The organism is Thalassospira profundimaris (assembly GCF_003326755.1).
GTDB classification, from domain to species: domain Bacteria; phylum Pseudomonadota; class Alphaproteobacteria; order Rhodospirillales; family Thalassospiraceae; genus Thalassospira; species Thalassospira profundimaris_B.
The window spans coordinates 1-18,528 of sequence record NZ_JPWH01000018.1; the positions used below are offsets into that span (position 1 = coordinate 1).

The window sequence follows — 18,528 nt, forward strand, 5'->3', positions numbered from 1 at the left end:
CATTTGCTCTACCAACTGAGCTATGCCGGATTAGTGGAGGCGCGAGCCGGAATCGAACCGGCGTACAAGGATTTGCAGTCCTCTGCGTGACCACTCCGCCATCGCGCCATCGCGTCGGCAGGGCGGTGTATAGCCCTATCGAATACAGGCCGTCAAGCACCCAATTTTACATTTTTTGTACAATGACAGGAATTTAAGCCAAAAAGCAGGACAGCCGCCGGTTTCGGGCCGACGGCTGTTGATTGAATTGTTGTGTTTGGCGGGTTATGAGCGGCGGTTTATCTGCCGTTCCAGCCAGGGTTTCAGTATTTTTTCACGGGCATCAGGATCGGTGAAATACAGATTGGCGATCTCTTCGTGGCTGTTTTCAACCTCAAAAGAGAGTTTGACATTCGCACCGCCAATCTCAATTGTTCCGCGCAAACCGGGCTTGACGGGCTTGTGCAATTTAACCTTGCTGCCGCCATTGGAGATGTCGAGGGTTTTGCCTTCAATTGTTTCGCCATTCACCGTAATGGCGACATGTGTTTCAAGATCAAACCGGGGATCGCGGCGGCGATTCACCTCGGGTGTGGCCGTGCGAACGATGCGAACAAGGGTTGCACGCAATTCTGCAATGCTTTCGTCCACCTGTATGGCAATCCGATTCATGCTTTCGGCACGGGCAAGGTTTTGGTCGGCCTCCTGGGCGACAACCGCGATTTTTTCGGTAACTTCGTTAGATGCTCTGGCCGTCTCAACAACGTTTCGGGCGATTTCCTGAGTTGCGCTGTCCTGTTGATGAACCGATGTGGCCACACTTGACGCGACACGATCAATTTGGCGGATATTCTGGCTCATATGCCGGACTGTTGAAACAACTGATCCGGTAACTTGTTGTATTTCGCCAATTTGACGGGTTATTTCTTCGGTGGATCGTGCCGTTTGGTTGGCAAGGCTTTTAACCTCCTGGGCGACGACAGCGAAACCCTTGCCGGCTTCACCGGCGCGGGCTGCTTCAATGGTGGCATTCAATGCCAAAAGGTTGGTCTGGGCCGCGATGTCTGCAATCAGCTCGGCAACTTCGCCAATGCGATCAACGCTGTCTTTAAGTGATGAAACCGTACGTTCCGCATCCATTCCCGCCGTGTTGGCTTCGTTCGTCACGGATGTCGCTTCGCTAATCTGATGGGTGATTTCACGAATGGAGGCTGCGAGCTGTTCTGACGCTCCCGATACCGTTTCCGCATTTGCCAGGGCTTCATGTGCGGCAGCGGCAACACTGTCTGAATTGGATGATACCCGTTTCGAGGAACCGGCCATGTCACCTGCCGATGCGTTTAAGCGGGATGTTTGTTCGATGATGGTCGCAACGACGTGCTGCAATTCGTGCTCAACCGTTTCCGCCAGGTTTTGCAGGGCAGAAACACGCTGGTGTTGAACCTTTTCCTCGTTTTCGCGGCGTTCAAGAATGTTGTAGGCCAATTTGGCGTGCAATGCGCGTAATTGCTGAATAACGGGTTTGAAATCCGGTACGGTTGGTAACTCGATGTCATGTGAGAGGTCATTGCGGGCGATCGCGGCAAAATGATCTTCCATGCGCAGCAGCGGTTTGCGCAGTTTACGAATGATAAGGCTGCCATAAATAACGGTAAGCAAGCAGGCCGCCACAATCAGAAGGATATTGACTGTCAGGTTTGAATAGAGATCGTTTTTCGCATTTGAAAGGCCGATTTTTGTCAAATCTGTCTGCTGCGCGGCCAATTCGCCAATCTTAGTCGTAAGCGGATCAAAGGTTTGATAAAGGTGATGTTTGACAAGATTGTCCAGCATAGACCGGTTTTTGGTTCGGAAGCTTTCTTCCAGTTTTTGCACCAAAGCATCTGCCGCCGTCATCTTGGCGGTTATATCGCGGACAAGCGATTCTTCGGCGGGATGGAGGTCACGGGAAAGGTAAAGGGCAAAATTGTCCTGAATTCTGTTTTGTGCGGCTTGGATGTGTTTTAATCCGCTTTCCCAGTCTTCATTTCCGTTATTGACCTTTTGCGCGGCATTCACAATGAACATCGCGTAATCATCGGAGAGTGATTTTAGAAGATTTAGCGGTTTAACGCGATTTTCGTAAATGTCCGAAACATGGTTAATGGTGTTTTGCGCTGTCGATATGCCAAAGCCAACGCTTATCGACATTAATATAATCAGCGCGCCAAGAACCAGGGTCAGGCTGCCGCGGATACCACGTGTGCGATTCCTGACGCGGGCAGAAAGGCTATTGGAAACAATCTGGCCGTCATCAAGGCCGACGCTGACGCCGGTGCCTGAATTGTGGCGCAGGGTAGCATAGGTTTGTTCGGCCTGCCGTTTTTGTTCGGTGGTGGGTTTGCTTCGGATGGAGATGAAGCCCGTAACGGCACCATCTTCGATAACAGGCGTGACATTGGCGCGGACCCAGTAGTGATCGCCATTTTTACACCGGTTCTTGACAATGCCCTGCCAAGGGCGGCCCGCCTTTATGGTTGTCCATAAATCGGCAAATGCCTCTTTGGGCATATCGCGATGACGAACGATGTTGTGCGGCGACCCAAGCAGTTCCTCTTCGGAAAAACCGCTAATCTCTATGAAAGTTTTATTGGCAAAAACAATTTTGCCGCCAAGATCGGTGCGCGAGACAAGAATACTGTCATTTCCCAATTCGACTTCTTGATGTGTAACCGGTCCTGTATCCCGCATAATCCCCTCTGGAAGCTGTTGGCGCAATTTTTCGATGCGTTTGCAGGAATTTTGATAACGCACCGAAATATCAGAATTTTTTAGTGTTTCTGTTTTGAGGGGGCTGATATTTATACTATCCGATGGTATTATCAACAGGTAAAAACTTGAGAAGGTTTACCAACTTCTTGTCGGATCATTTTGAAAAATTACAGTCAGAAAACTCGTGTATTGACGGGCTGTCGGGCATGAAAAACGGCGGTCTTTTGATCATAAAATTGCTGCAAATATACCGATTCCCGCTTTTGGCGTCGGCCATTCCGAATATCAAAAGTGCAAGATCTTGATACTTGATGGACGGGGCGTAAAATATCGGTAAAGGACAGGCTCCAGAGGGCAGGGGAATGCTTCCGAATGCGAATATGCGCTCTGATCAAACCGGAAATTTGAGGGCTGGTGTTGCTCTGCAACAATTTCCAATGTTGTCAGGCGCACGCAGGCTGATTATAAACGTCTCACCTCGTCAGGCCCGGCCGGATATGTTTCTGGTGGGCCATAGTGCATTTCTTGCGGGAATTTCAGGTCAGATATGATGGATTATCAAATCGCGCGCCACAACATGGTGGAAAATCAGGTTCGTGCCAACAAGGTGACGGATCCTTTGGTCATCGCAGCGATGGAAGAAGTCCCGCGCGAACTGTTTCTGCCCGAAAGCAAAAAGGGTGTTGCCTATGTCGATGAAGACATTTCGATTGGCAATGGCCGCTATGCGATCGAGCCAATGGTGATCGCCCGTATGATGCAGATTGCCGAAATTGAAACCACCGACGTTGCCCTGGTGATTGGGGCCGGCTTTGGCTATTCCAGTGCGCTGCTCTCGCGGGTGGCGGAAACTGTTGTTGCGATTGAAAGTGATGCAACGATGGTTGAGAAGGCGGAAAAAATCCTGCAGGACAACAACTACGACAATGTCATTGTTGTAGAGGGTGATGTGGTTGCCGGATATCCGAAACAGTCACCGTATAATGTGATCATGTTTGATGGTGCTGTTGCCGAAGTGCCCGAAGCCATCCTGGCACAACTTGCCGAAGGGGGCCGTTTGCTTGCAGTTGTGCGCGAGGCACATAAGGTTGGCGTAGCCCGCCTTTACGAACGCGAACACGGGGTGATTGGGCATCGTGATCTGTTTGATGCCAATGTGCCGTATTTGCCGGGGTTCGAGCCGGTTGAAAGTTTTGTTTTCTGATTTTGGCTGTCTTCGTCACCGTGTTCCGGTGCTGGCGTGCCAATACCGGAACGCATGGTGACGCGAATTGATGTTGCAAGGTTTGTTTTAATTGGACATGGTCCGGGATATTTCGTGTCAGGAAGTTGCAAGCATGATGGAAACATCCATTCCGTTTACGCTTGTCGATGTTCGTGAATCCTGGGAGCTTGATATTTGTTCAATTGACGGGGCCTTGCATATTCCATTGGGTGACATTGCCCGGCGTTTTCAGGAAATAGATGCGGATAAACCGGTTATGCTGCTATGTCATCACGGTGTTCGCAGCCGTCATGCCGCGATGTTTCTGGCAGCACATGGCCTGACGGATATTTTTAATATTTCCGGTGGTATTGAAAAGTGGGCTTTGGAAATTGCGCCAGAGATGCCACGATATGACTGACGAGAGTGTATGAATTCGGTTAAATAAGGGAATTTTTGGAAATTTTACTTCCAACTGGTTCTTTTTTTGGACATTTTTATTGGCAACGTTACCATATCGGAACTGCGCTGGGGTCGGGACTTGGTGTAGGACTTTGACAAGGGTGTATAAATGATAAAACGGTTCTTGCTCACCTGTAGCATTCTGGCAACGGCCGGTGTGATCTCTACGGGGGCGTCTGCTGAAACCCTCGATGATGCGCTTGCCAAAGCATATCAGAGCAACCCGACCCTCGAAGCGGGCCGGGCACAATTGCGCTCAACGGATGAAGAAATTTCCCAGGCATTGTCAAACTGGCGTCCGACGGTTCAGCTTAATGGCAGTGCTGGCGTTCGCAAGCTTGATGTTGATACTGATCAGGCGGCCACGACCCGCGATACAACGCTTAACCCTTATGAGGTTGGCGTCAATGTCAGTCAGCCGCTTTATCGTGGTGGACGGACAGAAGCCGAAACCAAGCGCGCCGAAGCCCGTATTCAGGCACAGCGTGCAGCACTTCGGTCAACCGAACAAACTGTGTTTTTGAATGTCGCAACGGCTTATTTCAACGTTCTGCGTGATACGGCCGTTGTTGAACTGAATCAGAATAATATTCGCGTTCTGGAACGCCAGCTTGAGGCAACCCGGGATCGTTTTTCGGTGGGGGAAGTGACCCGGACTGACGTTTCCCAGGCTGAGGCGCGCCTTGCCGGTGCCAAGGCCAACCTGATTGCGGCCCAGGGAACACTTGCCAATACCCGTGCGGTTTATGAACGTCTGGTTGGCAACGCGCCGACCGACCTTAAAATTCCGGACCCGCTGGGCGGACTTCCGACCAGCGTCAAGCAAGTCATTGAAACAGCCAGCGTTCAGCATCCTGATGTTTTGCAGGCGCAGTATTCTGAAGAAGCGGCCCATGACAATATCCGACTGAGCGAGGGCGCACTGTATCCGGTGGTTAATCTGACGGCGGGGCTGTCGCGTAGCCGTGAAGCCAGTTCTGAGAATACCACGACCGATAACGCCGAAGTCATGGCAGAAGTAACGGTGCCGATCTATCAGAAGGGCGCAGAATATTCCAGCATTCGTGCCGCCAAGCAGACGGCGGGGCAGGCACGTCTTGTTGTCGATCAGACCCGTCGTGAAGTGATTGAAAGTGCAACCAGTGCCTGGGAAAATCTGGTGACGGCCCGGGCCAGCATCGAAAGCCAGCAGGCCGAAGTATCGGCGGCGGAAGTTGCCCTTGATGGCGTGCAGCGCGAAGCATCGGTCGGTTCACGGACGGTTTTGGATGTGCTTGACCAGGAACAGGAACTGTTGCAGGCACGGGTATCGCTGGTACAGTCTCGGCGTGATGCTGCCGTGGCCGAATTCCAGGTCAAGGCCGCGATTGGGGCATTGAATGCGCAAGTTCTGGGCTTGCCGGTTGAAATTTACGATGTAGAACAGAACTATAATAAAGTTAAGGATCAATTGTGGGGAACTGATTGATCCGGAAGTGCCAACAATCGGTCTTGAAAAGAAAGGCCGTATAATCTTCCGAACCCGTTCGGTGATTATTTTAGCGCGGAAGAAAACCAATGAGTGATGGGCAACAGGAACCTTCAATGGAGGACATCCTTCAGTCTATCCGCAAAATTCTTGCGGATGAGGGTGAGGATGAAAAAAAGGAACCGGCAAAACCGAAGTCGGCTCCGGCGCCCGAGCCTGAACCGGAACCAGAGGTTTTTGACGAGCCGGAAGACGAATATGACGAACTGGTTCTGGAAGATGAACCGGAAGAGCTGGAGCTTGATGACGAGGAACCGGAACCCCTTGATCTTGATGATGAAGAGGAGATGGATCCTGAGCCTGAGAGCATGGACCTTGACGATGTTCTTGATTTTGAAGAGGAAATCGAAGAGGAAGAGCCCGAACCCGAGCCTGAACCCGTTCGGGAAGAGCCCCGGCAGCCGATGCCAGCCTTTTATGAGCAGGAAGATGATGACGAACCGGCCCTGATTTCGGGGACCACGGAATCTTCTGCTGCCGGTAGCATGACGGAACTGGCCCAGGCGGTTGCACGCAAACGTGCGATTGGGTTGGGGATCAATGCCGGACATGCCACGCTGGAAGATCTGGTGCGCGATATGCTGCGCCCGATCCTGAAAGAGTGGCTGGACGAGAATTTGCCATATATGATCGAACGCCTTGTGAAAAAGGAAATCGAGCGGATCGTGAGCCGCGCCGAGGACCTCTAGGCGAGCCGATAAGCAGAATATAGCGGCGCGCCTTCGGTGCGCCGCTTTTTCTTTTCGTAATAAAACCCGCAGCGGATCAGAAAGACGATGTTGGATAAAACCTATAACCCGGCAGACGTGGAAACCAAACTCTACGAAAAATGGGAGAAATCCGGGGCCTTTGCTGCCCACCCGGAAAGCAAAGAAAATCCTTATGTCATTATGATGCCGCCGCCCAACGTGACCGGTAGCCTGCATATGGGCCATGCCCTGACATTTACCCTGCAGGATGTTCTGGTTCGTTATAACCGCATGAGCGGCAAGGACACCCTGTGGCAACCCGGCACCGACCATGCCGGTATTGCGACCCAGATGGTGGTCGAACGCCAATTGGGGGCCCAGAATGTGACCCGCCATGACCTTGGACGTGAAAAATTCGTCGAAAAGGTTTGGGAATGGAAAGAACAGTCCGGCGGGACCATTACCAACCAGTTGCGTCACCTGGGTGCATCGCCCGATTGGCCGCGTGAGCGCTTTACGATGGATGATGGTCTGTCAACTGCCGTTCGCAAAGTTTTTGTCACCCTCCATAAACAGGGGCTGATTTATCGCGACAAACGCCTGGTGAACTGGGACCCGAAACTTCTGACGGCGATTTCCGACCTTGAAGTTGTTCAGAAAGAGGTCAAGGGGCACTTCTGGAACTTCAAATATCCGATTGAAGGTCAGGACGGCGAGTTTATCACTGTTGCCACGACCCGCCCGGAAACCATGCTGGGTGATACGGCTGTTGCCGTTCACCCCGATGATGAACGTTATGCCGGTCTGGTTGGCAAATATTGTATTTTGCCGATTGTTGGTCGTCGTATTCCGATTGTTGCCGATGAATATGCCGACCCGGAAAAAGGGTCTGGTGCGGTAAAAATCACCCCGGCACATGACTTTAACGACTTTGAAGTCGGTAAGCGCAATGATCTGGAAAAGATCAATATCCTTGATGATCATGCCTGCATTAACGACAATGCGCCGGAAGAATACCGTGGACTTGATCGTTTCAAGGCACGCGAGCTGATTGTTGCCAAGATGGAAGAGCTTGGTTTGCTCGAAAAGATCGAGGAAACCGTTCATATGGTGCCGTATGGTGATCGCTCGAACGTGGTTATTGAGCCGTACCTGACCGATCAGTGGTTTGTGAATGCCGAAGTGCTTGCCAAACCGGCGACCGAAGCGGTTGAGGATGGTCGGATCCGTTTTGTGCCGAAAAACTGGGAAAATACCTATTTTGAATGGATGCGTAACATTCAGCCTTGGTGTATTTCCCGGCAATTGTGGTGGGGGCATCGTATTCCGGCCTGGTTTGGCCCCGATGGTACCTTCTTTGTTGAAGAAACCGAGGAAGAAGCCATTGCCGCTGCCAGGGCGCATTACGGCAAGGATGTGGAGCTGAGCCAGGAAACCGATGTTCTCGATACCTGGTTCTCGTCCGCCCTGTGGCCGTTCTCCACACTGGGGTGGCCGGAAAAAACGGTTGAGCTGGATAAATACTATCCGGGCGATGTTCTTGTTACCGGCTTTGATATTATTTTCTTTTGGGTTGCCCGGATGATCATGATGGGCATGCATTTCATGGACGGGAAGGTACCGTTCCGTGACATTTACATTCACGCCCTGGTCCGTGACGAACACGGGCAGAAAATGTCGAAGTCCAAGGGTAATGTCATCGATCCGCTGGATTTGATTTCGGAATATGGGTGCGATGCGCTGCGCATGACGTTAACGGCGTTGGCCGCACAGGGACGTGACATCAAGCTTGCTGCCTCGCGCGTCGAAGGCTACCGCAACTTTGCGACCAAAATCTGGAATGCCGCGCGTTTTTGCGAAATGAATGAATGCCAGGTGGTTGAAGGTTTTGATCCCAAATCGGTTAAAACCACGCTGAACCGCTGGATCGTTGGTAAAGTTGTCGAGGCCGCCAAAACCGTTGCAATCGCAATTGAAAACTATCGTTTCAACGATGCAGCGGGTGGGGCGTATCAATTTGTCTGGGGAACCTTCTGTGACTGGTATCTGGAACTGGCAAAGCCGGTTTTCATGGGGGATGATGCCGATGCCAAGGCGGAAACCCGCGCAACCGCAGCCTGGGTCCTGGATCAGATTTTGCTGATTTTGCATCCTGTTATGCCCTTCATCACCGAAGAGCTTTGGGCGCAGACCAGCGAAAAACACAGCGGTCTTCTGATGTCGCAGGCCTGGCCGGTATTCGGCGATGATCTGATCGATACCAGTGTCGAATCGGAAATGGACCTGGCATTGCGCCTGATTGGCAATATCCGTGGTGTTCGCTCGGAAATGAATGTGCCGCCCTCTGCCGAGGTACCGATTTATCTGGTGGATGCGTCCGGTGCGATGAAATCCGCCATTGTGGCGCAGGAAGCCCAGATCAAACGTCTGGCGCGTGTTGCCAGCATCAATCTGGTCGGTCAGGACCAGGTAGAGGCTGTTGCCAAGGGCGCGATCCAGACGGTTGTGGATGGGGTGCCGGTGTTCGTTTCGGTTGCCGATTTCATTGACGTGGCTGCTGAAAAGTCCCGTCTTGAAAAGGAAATCGACAAGATCGGGAAATATATCAAGGCGCAGGAAGGCAAACTTGCCAATGAACGCTTTGTCAGCCGCGCGCCCGAAGAAATCGTGGCTGCGGAAAAAGCCAAACTGGAAGAGGCCCGCAACACACTTGGCAAGCTTCAGGAAGGGTACGACCGTATCGCTGCTATGTAAGGTTGTGAAACGTCAAATTTGATTGAAAAAGGGGTGCGGGATATTGCCGTACCCCTTTTTTGTTTCTGGCAATATGGCGGGAATCGCATAAATTGACGCCCTGATTATCGCACAGGAGACATGACATGCCGCTTTCCCGTTTGCCATCGCCCCCTTATTACGCCGTTATTTTTGCATCCGTTCGTACCGATAAGGATGACGATGGATATGCCAAAATGGCAGTGGAGATGAGTCGGCTTGCCGCGCAACAGGAAGGGTATCTGGGCCAGGATTCGACGGAACGCGATAACGAAGGTATGGGCATTACGGTTTCCTACTGGCGCGATGAGGCCGCTATCCTTGCCTGGAAAAAGCAGGTTGATCATACAGCCGCGCGTAATATGGGCCGCGAAAAATGGTATAAAAGTTATACGCTGCGGGTGGCCCGGGTTGAACGGGCCTATGACTTTGACCGGCCGGAACAGGCATAATGCTGGCGGTTGAGCATCCCTATATCGATCCGGAATGGGCATTTTCTGCCTTTGCCAATGTTTCGGGGTGTCATTTTCTTGATTCCGGCGGTGATAGCGGCTTTTCCTATATTGCCGTGCATCCGGTACATATGATTTCGGCACGTGACGGTGTGGTAAACGTTGATGATCAAGTCGTTGATATTGCCCCCTTTAGCGCCATCCGCGATTTATTGGGCAGCTATCACATTGCCCATGATCCGGCTTTGCCACCATTTCAGGGCGGACTGGTTGGTTATTTTGGCTATGATCTTTGCCAGCAGCTTGAAACACTGCCGGTGCCGCAAAACGATTTCATCAATATACCCGACATGTTGGCGGGCATTTATGATGTGGTGATATCCTTTGACATTGCCCAACGGCGGATGTGGATTATCGCGCATGGGTTGGAGTCCCAGACCCGAACATTTTCCGATATGTGTGCCCGGTCGCAAATTACGGATGTGCAGCAGGTTCTGGCTGGATTGATACAAGAGCAGGATCGCAAACAGACATTGCCCGCCGCGCCATCAGCGCCCGCGATCTCGTCATGGCAGTCCAATTTTACCCGTGAAGGCTATGAGGCCGCCGTTGGCCGGGTGAAGGACTATATTTTTGCAGGCGACATTTTTCAGGCCAATCTGTCGCAGTCTTTTTCGGCACAGTATGACCCGGCGCAGCTTGCCGATATTTGGGGGCTTTACCGGCGTATCAGAGGGATCAGCCCGGCGCCTTTCGGGGCTTTTTTGAATTTTGGCGATGTTGCCATTCTGTCAAACTCGCCAGAACGTTTTTTAAAACTCGATGATGCCGGTGCGGTTGAAACCAAACCCATCAAGGGGACTCGCCCGCGTGGTAAAACCCCGGTCGAGGACGCGATTTTTGCGCAGGATTTGCTGGTATCGGAAAAGGACCGGGCGGAAAATGTGATGATTGTCGATTTGCTACGCAATGATTTATCGCGCGTGTGCAAGCCGCATTCGGTTATCGCGGACCCGATTTGCGATCTGGAAAGCTTTGCCAATGTGCATCATCTGGTTTCTACGGTGACGGGGCGACTGCAGGAGGGGCAAGACGCGATCGATTTATTGATGGCATGTTTCCCCGGTGGTTCCATTACCGGGGCCCCCAAGATTCGGGCGATGGAGATTATCACCGAACTGGAGCAAACGCGGCGCGGGGCCTATTGCGGGGCAATCGGGTTTATCGACTTTAACGGTGTGATGGACACCAATATTGCCATTCGTACACTTGCCTTTCATGACGGCAAGGTGGCCTTTAATGCCGGCGGGGGAATTGTTGCTGATAGTGACCCGAGCGCGGAATATGAAGAAACGCTGGCCAAGGCGGCAAAATTAATGGCGGCTCTGGGTATCGTGCGTGATGATCAATAACCCGCCAATATTGATAGTGATGCAGCAATATGAAAGACACTCTACGTGATTTTGCTGATCGATAATTACGATTCGTTTGTTTTTAACCTGGCCCGTTATGTGCGCGAGCTGGGCCGCGAGGTGAGGGTGGTCAGAAACGACGCCATTGATCCGGTTATGGTGCGTGATTTGGTCCCCGATGCCATTATTTTGTCGCCCGGTCCCTGTGCGCCCGATCAGGCCGGGCAGTGCCTGAATATCGTGCGCGAAAATGGGGCGGAATTTCCAATCCTTGGGGTGTGTCTGGGCCATCAGGTTATTGCCCAGGTATTTGGGGGTGTCGTTGTCCGGGCCAAACGCCCTCTGCATGGCAAGGCGACGCCGGTTACACATCAGGGCTGTGGGCTTTTTCAGGCGTTGCCCAACCCGCTGACGGTGACGCGTTATCATTCTCTGATTGCCCAACTGCCCGAAGGCGATAGCCCCTTGGAGATAACCGCTTACAGCACCGAGGGCGAGATTATGGCCCTGGCTCATAAAAATTTGCCTTTATGTGGCGTGCAGTTTCACCCCGAGGCCGTTTTAACAACGCACGGGCATGATTTGTTGCAGAATTTTTTGAATATGGCCGACCAGTTTAACGCATCAAAACCCGGGCGTTCCGATATCGCGAGCCGCGCGGTGAAGGGTGTGATTTAATGTTATGGTTCAATGGTCAATTCCTGTCCCAAAAAAACGCGTTGATTCCGGTACAGGATCGCGGGTTTTTGCTGGGAGATGGCATTTTTGAAACCATGTGCGCGACACATGGAAAAGTACCGTGGTTATCGCGTCACCTGAAAAGGATATCTCAATCATTTGATAAATTGGGGAATTTTTCTGTTTTCTTACCCGATGAGTCTGAGGTTGCGACGATTGTTGCGACCCTGTGCAGGGAAATTCCAACCTCCCATGCGGTGATACGCCTTACGGTTTCTCGCGGGCAGGGTGGACAGGGGCTTTTGCCGCGTGGTGTTGCGGATGCGGCCATTGTGATAACGGCAAAACCGTTTGATCCGGCTGCTGGCAGGGGCGCGGTTTCACTGGCCGTGTCGCATCAGGTGCGGCGGAACCCGTGGTCAGTGGCAAGCCGCGTTAAAAGCCTGAATTACCTTGATAATATTATCGCGCGGCAGGAGGCGGACAGCAAGGGCGCTGAAGACAGCCTTATTTTAACCCAGGATGGCTGCGTAGGTGAAACCACCATTGCCAATGTTTTTGCCCTTTTTGGTGATGTGTTGCAGACAGCATCATCAGAAACCGGGATATTTTCCGGACTGGCACGGGCGGAGATTATTGATTGGGCGCAAAGAAACCACATATCGATATGTTACGATCCGCTTTCTGTTGCGGAACTTTATCGATCAGAGAGTGTTTTTATTTGTAACGCCTTACGGGGTGTTCGCGAGGTTCGAGAGATTGATGGCAGGCACGTTATGCCATCCGAACACGGCATAAAAATATACAACCGGATTTCGCAACATCTTGAACAAAGTATCTGGGGTGCCAGTTAGATGCCTTTTGGCTTTTCTGCGTCCCGAAACAAGAGAGTCGGGAGACGATGGGCGAAGACAGCAAACTAAAAGAAATTTCAGTGATCCGTTTGCTCGAATTGTTGAAGAAAAATGATCAATCCGGAAAGAAACTTTTTGTCGGTTTGCTTGATGTTCCCGCTTCATTGCGACTGTTTCCCGAAGATTATGCCCTGTTGATGCGCGAAGGGTTTCGTTTGTTGCCCGAGAAAACGCAGCCCTATAAACTTGACAACGGCATGGTCGCCTTTGTGCGGTTGGGGCGTGGTTTTGGCAATGTAGATCCGTTTGTTGACAGCATTTCGGCAATGCTTGAACAGGTGATTTCGCGACAGGGGTTGGGAACTTTACCCGACGATTTGTGGAGCGAATTTCGCTGGCCCGATGATGATGCCACATTACAGGCGACGCTGGGCGTTAGTGAAAAAGATGCCCTGCTATCGACAGGTAAAAAGAAAATCGATTTTGCCAATATGCTGAAGGGGGCAATATCCCAAGAGGCGGTTTATGATTCCTGTCGTCGGCAGGCCATACTTGAAATTCGTGACAGTCAGCGTGAAATCATTGGGCACGAGCTTTATTGTTCCCTGGATTTCTTGCGACACAATCACCTATCAAGTTTTTTACTTGAGGGGACGGGAGAAATTGAAATTCTGTCGCGCGTCCTGGATGAAAAGGTGATGGCTTTAACCGAGCAACTTGCCCCGCGAATCCTGCCGGACGTACTTCATTTGAATCTTCAGGTTCAAACAGTTTTCTCGGATGCTTTTGGTCGCTTCCTTGATAGTGGTGACAGTCGGTTTGCCCGGAATCTTGCCATCGAGGTGTCGCTTGAAAATGCGATTGCCGACTGGTGGGAATTTGAGGATGCCTGCAAGTTATTGCAGGCGGCTGGTGTGCGCGTTGGGCTGGATCGGATTACGCTACCGGCATTGGAATTTTTATCGCCCCGCAAAATCAAGGTCGATTTTCTCAAGGTGATCTGGGACCAGAATATTATCGGGTCAAAACGCGCAACTGTTGCCGAACGGCTACGCGAGTTTGCTTCGGTGCTGGGCAATCGTAATCTGATCCTGACACGGTGTGACACCCGAACAGCCTTGCGGATGGGGCGCAGTCTTGGGGTCGGTGCCTTTCAGGGCAGTTATGTCGATGCACTGCTAGGCAATTATCTGGCAGAGGAATGCGATTCTCCCCATGCCGCTGGCAACGAGCGTCGCTGTGCCGTGTGCCAGTGGGCACCGCGCGAAACCGAAAGCAATGGGTGCAGTTTCCATTTTCGGGCAGGCAAAGTGCTGCCGCCCCTCTGACCTTTTAAAGATGCGGACAGGTTTTGGGGGACTGCCTTTTATGTCCGGTCTGTCAGACCAGGACGTCAAGGTTTGTGCTTGCCAAGCCGGTTTTGATTTTTTACAGTTTGTTCGTCCGGTCAATTGTTGGCCGGTATGTCGTTATTAAACGGCGCTTATTCTCAGGGCAGGGTGCAATTCCTGACCGGCGGTAACTCCGAAAGGGGAAGCCCGCGAGCGCCTGGCGGTTTATCTGCCAGGGTCTAGCAGATCTGGTGTAACTCCAGAGCCGACGGTAATAGTCCGGATGGGAGAGGATAAAGCGTGACAAAATGGAACGGGGGAAGTTTTTTGCCCTGTTAACCTGTTTTGTCGGGTATCGACAAAGGGCGGTACAGGGATGTACCGTGTCTTTGGCCTTTCTTGCGTGCCCTGATTCGTAAGCCGCCATCAAGGAGGACGGTTATGAATCAGAGTGATTATCAGGAACCCGCATTGTCGTTGTTTGGCGATCCAATGGCCCGTATGGAGCGTGCCATTGCCGATTTGCAGGCAGGTAAAGGGGTTCTGGTTGTCGATGACGAAGATCGCGAAAATGAAGGCGATCTGATTTTTTCAGCTCAGCACCTTACCAATGAACAGATGGCGACGATGATTCGCGATTGTTCCGGCATTGTATGTCTGTGTTTGACAGATGCCCAAGCTACTGCCCTTGAGTTGCCGCCAATGGTGGCAAATAACACCTCAAGCATGGGAACGGGTTTTACGGTATCGATCGAAGCAAAGGTTGGTGTGACAACCGGTGTTTCCGCTGCCGACCGTGTGACAACGGTCAAGGCGGCGACGGCTGATGGGGCAAAAGCGGATGATTTGGCCCGTCCGGGGCATATCTTCCCGCTACGCGCCCGGGCCGGTGGTGTTCTGGAACGCCGGGGGCATACAGAAGCCACGGTGGATTTGATGCGTCTTTCCGGCCTGAAACCGTCGGGCGTTTTGTGCGAAGTGACCAACCCGGATGGCACAATGGCAAGGTTGCCGGAACTGATTGAATATGCACAAAAGCACGATATGGTCGTGATCAGCATTGAAGATATTGCCGCCTATCGGCAATCCATGCAGGAGGCTGCCGAGTAACCGGTTCTGCCCAAAAGTTATTGTCATTAAAAAAAGGGACGGCGTTTTTGCTGTCCCTTTTTTGTGGTTTATGCCGGATCGTAGCAGCTATCAGTTGTCGATCATGCACCAGACAGGTGTGTGATCCGATGCCTTTTCCTTGCCACGGGGGTCGCGGTCGATGTCGGACGCGCTTAAACGGTCTGCTGCGGCAGGTGTTAGCAACAAATGGTCAATGCGCAGGCCGTTATCCTTGTTCCAGGCTCCGGCACGATAATCCCACCAGCTATATTGATGGCCGCTGGCATTGAAGGTGCGGAAGGCATCGGTATAGCCCATATTCATCATGGTGCGCAGGCGCTTGCGTTCCTGGGTGGAGCAAAGCACCTTTTCGTGCAGTTTTTCCGGATCGTAAACATCGGAATCATCCGGCGCAATATTGTAATCGCCGCCCATGACGGCGGCTTCACCACTGGCAAAAATCTCTTCAAACCGGGTAATCAGGCGATCAAGGAAATTCAGTTTATAAGCGAATTTCTCGGACCCGACCTCAGTTCCCATCGGCACATAGATCGACGCAACCCGTACGGGATTTTGGACGGAAATAACGGCTTCGATATATCGGGCCTGATCGTCCTCATCATTGCCGGGCAGGCCGCGCTTAACATCCTCGATCGGGAATTTCGACAGAATGGCAACACCGTTATAGGTTTTCTGCCCGTGAACCGCGATATTATACCCCAAATCTTCGATTTCCATTGCCGGAAAGCCGTCATCGACGGTTTTGGTTTCCTGTAGCAACACAATATCGGGAGCGGCAGATTCCAGCCATTCGAGGATATTGGGCAGGCGTGCCTTGATCGAGTTGACGTTCCAGGTGGCGATTTTCATTGGGTCCTCGAATTTGCCTAAAACAGTGCCGAAAAAGAAAACGGGACCTGCGATGTTGCAGGTCCCGAAAATATTTAACGCTTTAACAACGGTCGATCAAATCGAGAAACTCGATCCGCAGCCGCAGGAGGACGACGCATTGGGGTTATTTACCCGGAATGCCGCGCCCACAAGTTCACGGACAAAGTCGATTTCGGCACCACCCAAAAGGTCGAGAGATACTTCATCGACAACCATTTTGGCACCGTGATTTTCAAAGACATGATCGTCGCTGCCGCTTTTGTCATCCAGCGAGAATTCGTACTGAAAACCGCTGCAACCACCGCCTGATACCTGAAGGCGCAGCATAAGGTCGCTGTTGCCTTCATTTTTGATCAGTTCCTGAATCCGCGTTGCGGCACTTTCTGTCATCTGTACCTGCCGGGATGCTTCCGCCATTTACATACTCCTTGACGCTCAACCCAACGAAGGGGAATTTTCATTCTGAACATGATTTTACCATATTCAGACATACCTGTTTAAGCTGTATTTAGCGCGTCTGTGCCAAATGTCAAAACACAGGATCGGCAACGCTGCCATGTTGTTGGCAGCCGCTGCTTGCGTTTTGTGGTGAAATGGCTCAAAACACCGGCAGACTGTTGGCCTTTGGTCGAAACTCACAACCGCAAAAGTCTTTAATGTCATGAATGTTTTCAGCCAGTTGAAAAGCGATATCGAAGGGCAGATTGCCGCCCTTCAAACCGAGGGCGTCCTGACCGGGGACATTGATACCGCCCGTATCACGGTCGAACCGCCGCGCGACCCGTCGCACGGGGATGCCGCAACCAATGCCGCCATGCTGCTGGCAAAACCTGCCGGGATGAAGCCGCGCGATCTGGCAGAAAAGCTGGCCGAAAAATTGCGTACCGTTTCCGGTATTGCCGCTGTCGAAATTGCCGGTCCCGGTTTTATCAATTTGCGCATGGCAAATGACTTCTGGCTTTCGCAAATTGCCGAGGTTCTGAATGTCGGCACGGCCTATGGCAACAGTGATATGGGGCAGGGCGAACGGGTGAATGTGGAATATGTTTCCGCGAACCCGACGGGGCCCATGCATGTTGGCCATTGCCGTGGGGCCGTTGTTGGTGATGTGCTGGCAAACCTGCTGTCAAAGGCCGGATACGACGTTACCAAAGAATATTATGTCAATGATGCCGGTGCCCAGGTCGATGTTTTGGCGCGGTCCTTGCATTTACGCTATCGCGAGGCATTGGGTCAGGATATTGGTGAAATTCCGGCTGGCCTTTATCCTGGTGATTATCTGGTGGCACCGGGCAAAAAAATTGCCGCGCGTGACGGGGATAAATGGCTTGATCAGCCTGAAACGGCCTGGTTACAGGAATTCAGAAGCTTTGCCATTTCTGAAATGATGGGGCTAATTCGTGAGGATCTGGCCCAGCTTGGCGTTGAGCATGACGTCTTTACATCCGAAGCAGCCCTGGTTGCTGCGGGCAAGGTGCAGGCTGCCTTTGATTATCTGGAAGGCAAGGGTGATATTTATATCGGCGTTTTAGAGCCGCCAAAAGGCAAAACACCTGATGACTGGGAGCCGCGCCCGCAAACTCTTTTCCGTTCAACCGACTTTGGCGATGATGTTGACCGCCCCTTAAAAAAGTCGGACGGAAGCTGGACCTATTTTGCATCCGACATTGCCTGCCATTTTGATAAATATGAACGTGGTTTTGCGACCATGATTGATATTTTCGGGGCCGATCACGGCGGCTATGTCAAACGCATGAAGGCTGCGACCAAGGCCATTACCAATGGCAAGGGTGAACTTGATGTCAAACTTTGCCAGTTGGTGAACCTGTTTGACAATGGCGAACCGATTAAAATGTCAAAGCGTTCCGGTACATTTGTCACCCTCAAAGAGGTGGTTGAAACGGTTGGCAAGGATGTTGTCCGTTTCATCATGCTGACGCGCAAAAACGATGCGACACTGGATTTTGACTTTGCCAAGGTGACAGAGCAGTCAAAAGACAATCCGGTGTTTTATGTGCAATACGCCCATGCCCGGATCAGCTCGGTCTTTCGTCAGGCACGTGAAGCCTTTACCAATGTTAATTTTTCCGATGCTGCCCTGGCAGGGTGTGATCTTTCGTTGTTGAATTCGGAAGAAGAAATGCGCCTGGTGCGCCGTGTCGCCGAATGGCCGCGTATTATCGAACAGGCAGCAACAGCGCATGAACCGCATCGTATTGCCTTTTTCCTGGGCGAGGTGGCAGCGGATTTCCATTCCTTGTGGAACCGTGGTCGCGATAATACCGAACTGCGTTTTATCAAGGCTGATGATCTGGCTGCGACCCAGGCCCGGCTGGCAATGATCCGTGCAGTGGCCCTGGTGATTGCATCGGGTCTTGCCGTTGTCGGTGTCAGCCCGCTTGAGGAGATGTAAGC

General features: G+C 51.9%; 15 protein-coding genes, 1 tRNA gene and 1 riboswitch. Of the genes, 12 read left to right on the forward strand and 4 right to left on the reverse strand.

What is annotated here, in order from left to right; all coding sequences use genetic code 11:
- Window positions 1–34 precede the first annotated feature (34 nt).
- A tRNA-Cys gene (locus TH25_RS17760) sits at window positions 35–108 on the reverse strand.
- Between the two features lie 156 nt (window positions 109–264).
- On the reverse strand, window positions 265–2,709 hold the full coding sequence (locus tag TH25_RS17765) for a methyl-accepting chemotaxis protein (protein WP_147253043.1): 2,445 nt from the start codon (window positions 2,707–2,709) through the stop codon (window positions 265–267).
- 571 nt (window positions 2,710–3,280) lie between these two features.
- Here TH25_RS17765 and TH25_RS17770 point away from each other — a divergent pair.
- The 11 genes from TH25_RS17770 (at window position 3,281) to ribB (ending at window position 15,222) form a co-directional block, all read left to right on the forward strand.
- The gene (locus TH25_RS17770; RefSeq protein WP_114089718.1) at window positions 3,281–3,934 is read left to right on the forward strand and encodes a protein-L-isoaspartate O-methyltransferase family protein; all 654 of its coding nucleotides are present in this window, start codon (window positions 3,281–3,283) and stop codon (window positions 3,932–3,934) included.
- Window positions 3,935–4,031: 97 nt separating this feature from the next.
- Complete coding sequence (locus tag TH25_RS17775; RefSeq protein WP_114089648.1) at window positions 4,032–4,355, forward strand: rhodanese-like domain-containing protein; 324 nt, start codon at window positions 4,032–4,034, stop codon at window positions 4,353–4,355.
- Between the two features lie 150 nt (window positions 4,356–4,505).
- The gene (locus TH25_RS17780; protein WP_114089649.1) at window positions 4,506–5,864 is read left to right on the forward strand and encodes a TolC family outer membrane protein; all 1,359 of its coding nucleotides are present in this window, start codon (window positions 4,506–4,508) and stop codon (window positions 5,862–5,864) included.
- An 89-nt stretch (window positions 5,865–5,953) separates the two neighbouring features.
- On the forward strand, window positions 5,954–6,613 hold the full coding sequence (locus tag TH25_RS17785; RefSeq protein ID WP_258549207.1) for a DUF2497 domain-containing protein: 660 nt from the start codon (window positions 5,954–5,956) through the stop codon (window positions 6,611–6,613).
- Between the two features lie 87 nt (window positions 6,614–6,700).
- A complete protein-coding gene (locus tag TH25_RS17790) occupies window positions 6,701–9,367 on the forward strand; it encodes a valine--tRNA ligase (protein WP_114089651.1) in 2,667 nt (888 codons plus the stop codon).
- A gap of 125 nt (window positions 9,368–9,492) precedes the next feature.
- A complete protein-coding gene (locus TH25_RS17795) occupies window positions 9,493–9,837 on the forward strand; it encodes an antibiotic biosynthesis monooxygenase family protein (protein ID WP_114089652.1) in 345 nt (114 codons plus the stop codon).
- On the forward strand, window positions 9,837–11,249 hold the full coding sequence (pabB, locus tag TH25_RS17800) for an aminodeoxychorismate synthase component I (protein ID WP_114089653.1): 1,413 nt from the start codon (window positions 9,837–9,839) through the stop codon (window positions 11,247–11,249). Before TH25_RS17795 ends, pabB begins: the two co-directional genes overlap by 1 nt.
- A gap of 45 nt (window positions 11,250–11,294) precedes the next feature.
- A complete protein-coding gene (locus TH25_RS17805; protein ID WP_114089654.1) occupies window positions 11,295–11,927 on the forward strand; it encodes an anthranilate synthase component II in 633 nt (210 codons plus the stop codon).
- Window positions 11,927–12,781 (forward strand): aminotransferase class IV, encoded by an 855-nt coding sequence (locus tag TH25_RS17810; protein ID WP_114089655.1) that lies wholly within the window; start codon window positions 11,927–11,929, stop codon window positions 12,779–12,781. The genes TH25_RS17805 and TH25_RS17810 overlap by 1 nt, the downstream gene beginning before the upstream one ends.
- 47 nt (window positions 12,782–12,828) lie before the next feature.
- Window positions 12,829–14,109 (forward strand): EAL domain-containing protein, encoded by a 1,281-nt coding sequence (locus tag TH25_RS17815; protein WP_114089656.1) that lies wholly within the window; start codon window positions 12,829–12,831, stop codon window positions 14,107–14,109.
- A gap of 153 nt (window positions 14,110–14,262) precedes the next feature.
- A riboswitch (FMN riboswitch) is annotated at window positions 14,263–14,411 on the forward strand.
- A gap of 142 nt (window positions 14,412–14,553) precedes the next feature.
- Complete coding sequence (gene ribB / locus TH25_RS17820; protein WP_114089657.1) at window positions 14,554–15,222, forward strand: 3,4-dihydroxy-2-butanone-4-phosphate synthase; 669 nt, start codon at window positions 14,554–14,556, stop codon at window positions 15,220–15,222.
- Window positions 15,223–15,312: 90 nt separating this feature from the next.
- Here the strand turns inward: ribB and xth are convergent, their stop codons facing one another.
- Both xth and erpA read right to left on the reverse strand, forming a co-directional pair.
- On the reverse strand, window positions 15,313–16,092 hold the full coding sequence (xth, locus tag TH25_RS17825; RefSeq protein WP_114089658.1) for an exodeoxyribonuclease III: 780 nt from the start codon (window positions 16,090–16,092) through the stop codon (window positions 15,313–15,315).
- Window positions 16,093–16,188: 96 nt separating this feature from the next.
- Window positions 16,189–16,530, reverse strand: coding sequence for an iron-sulfur cluster insertion protein ErpA (gene erpA / locus TH25_RS17830; protein WP_114089659.1), 342 nt, complete (start codon window positions 16,528–16,530; stop codon window positions 16,189–16,191).
- A gap of 244 nt (window positions 16,531–16,774) precedes the next feature.
- Between erpA and argS the strand changes: the two genes are divergently transcribed.
- A complete protein-coding gene (gene argS / locus TH25_RS17835; protein WP_114089660.1) occupies window positions 16,775–18,526 on the forward strand; it encodes an arginine--tRNA ligase in 1,752 nt (583 codons plus the stop codon).
- Window positions 18,527–18,528: the final 2 nt, after the last annotated feature.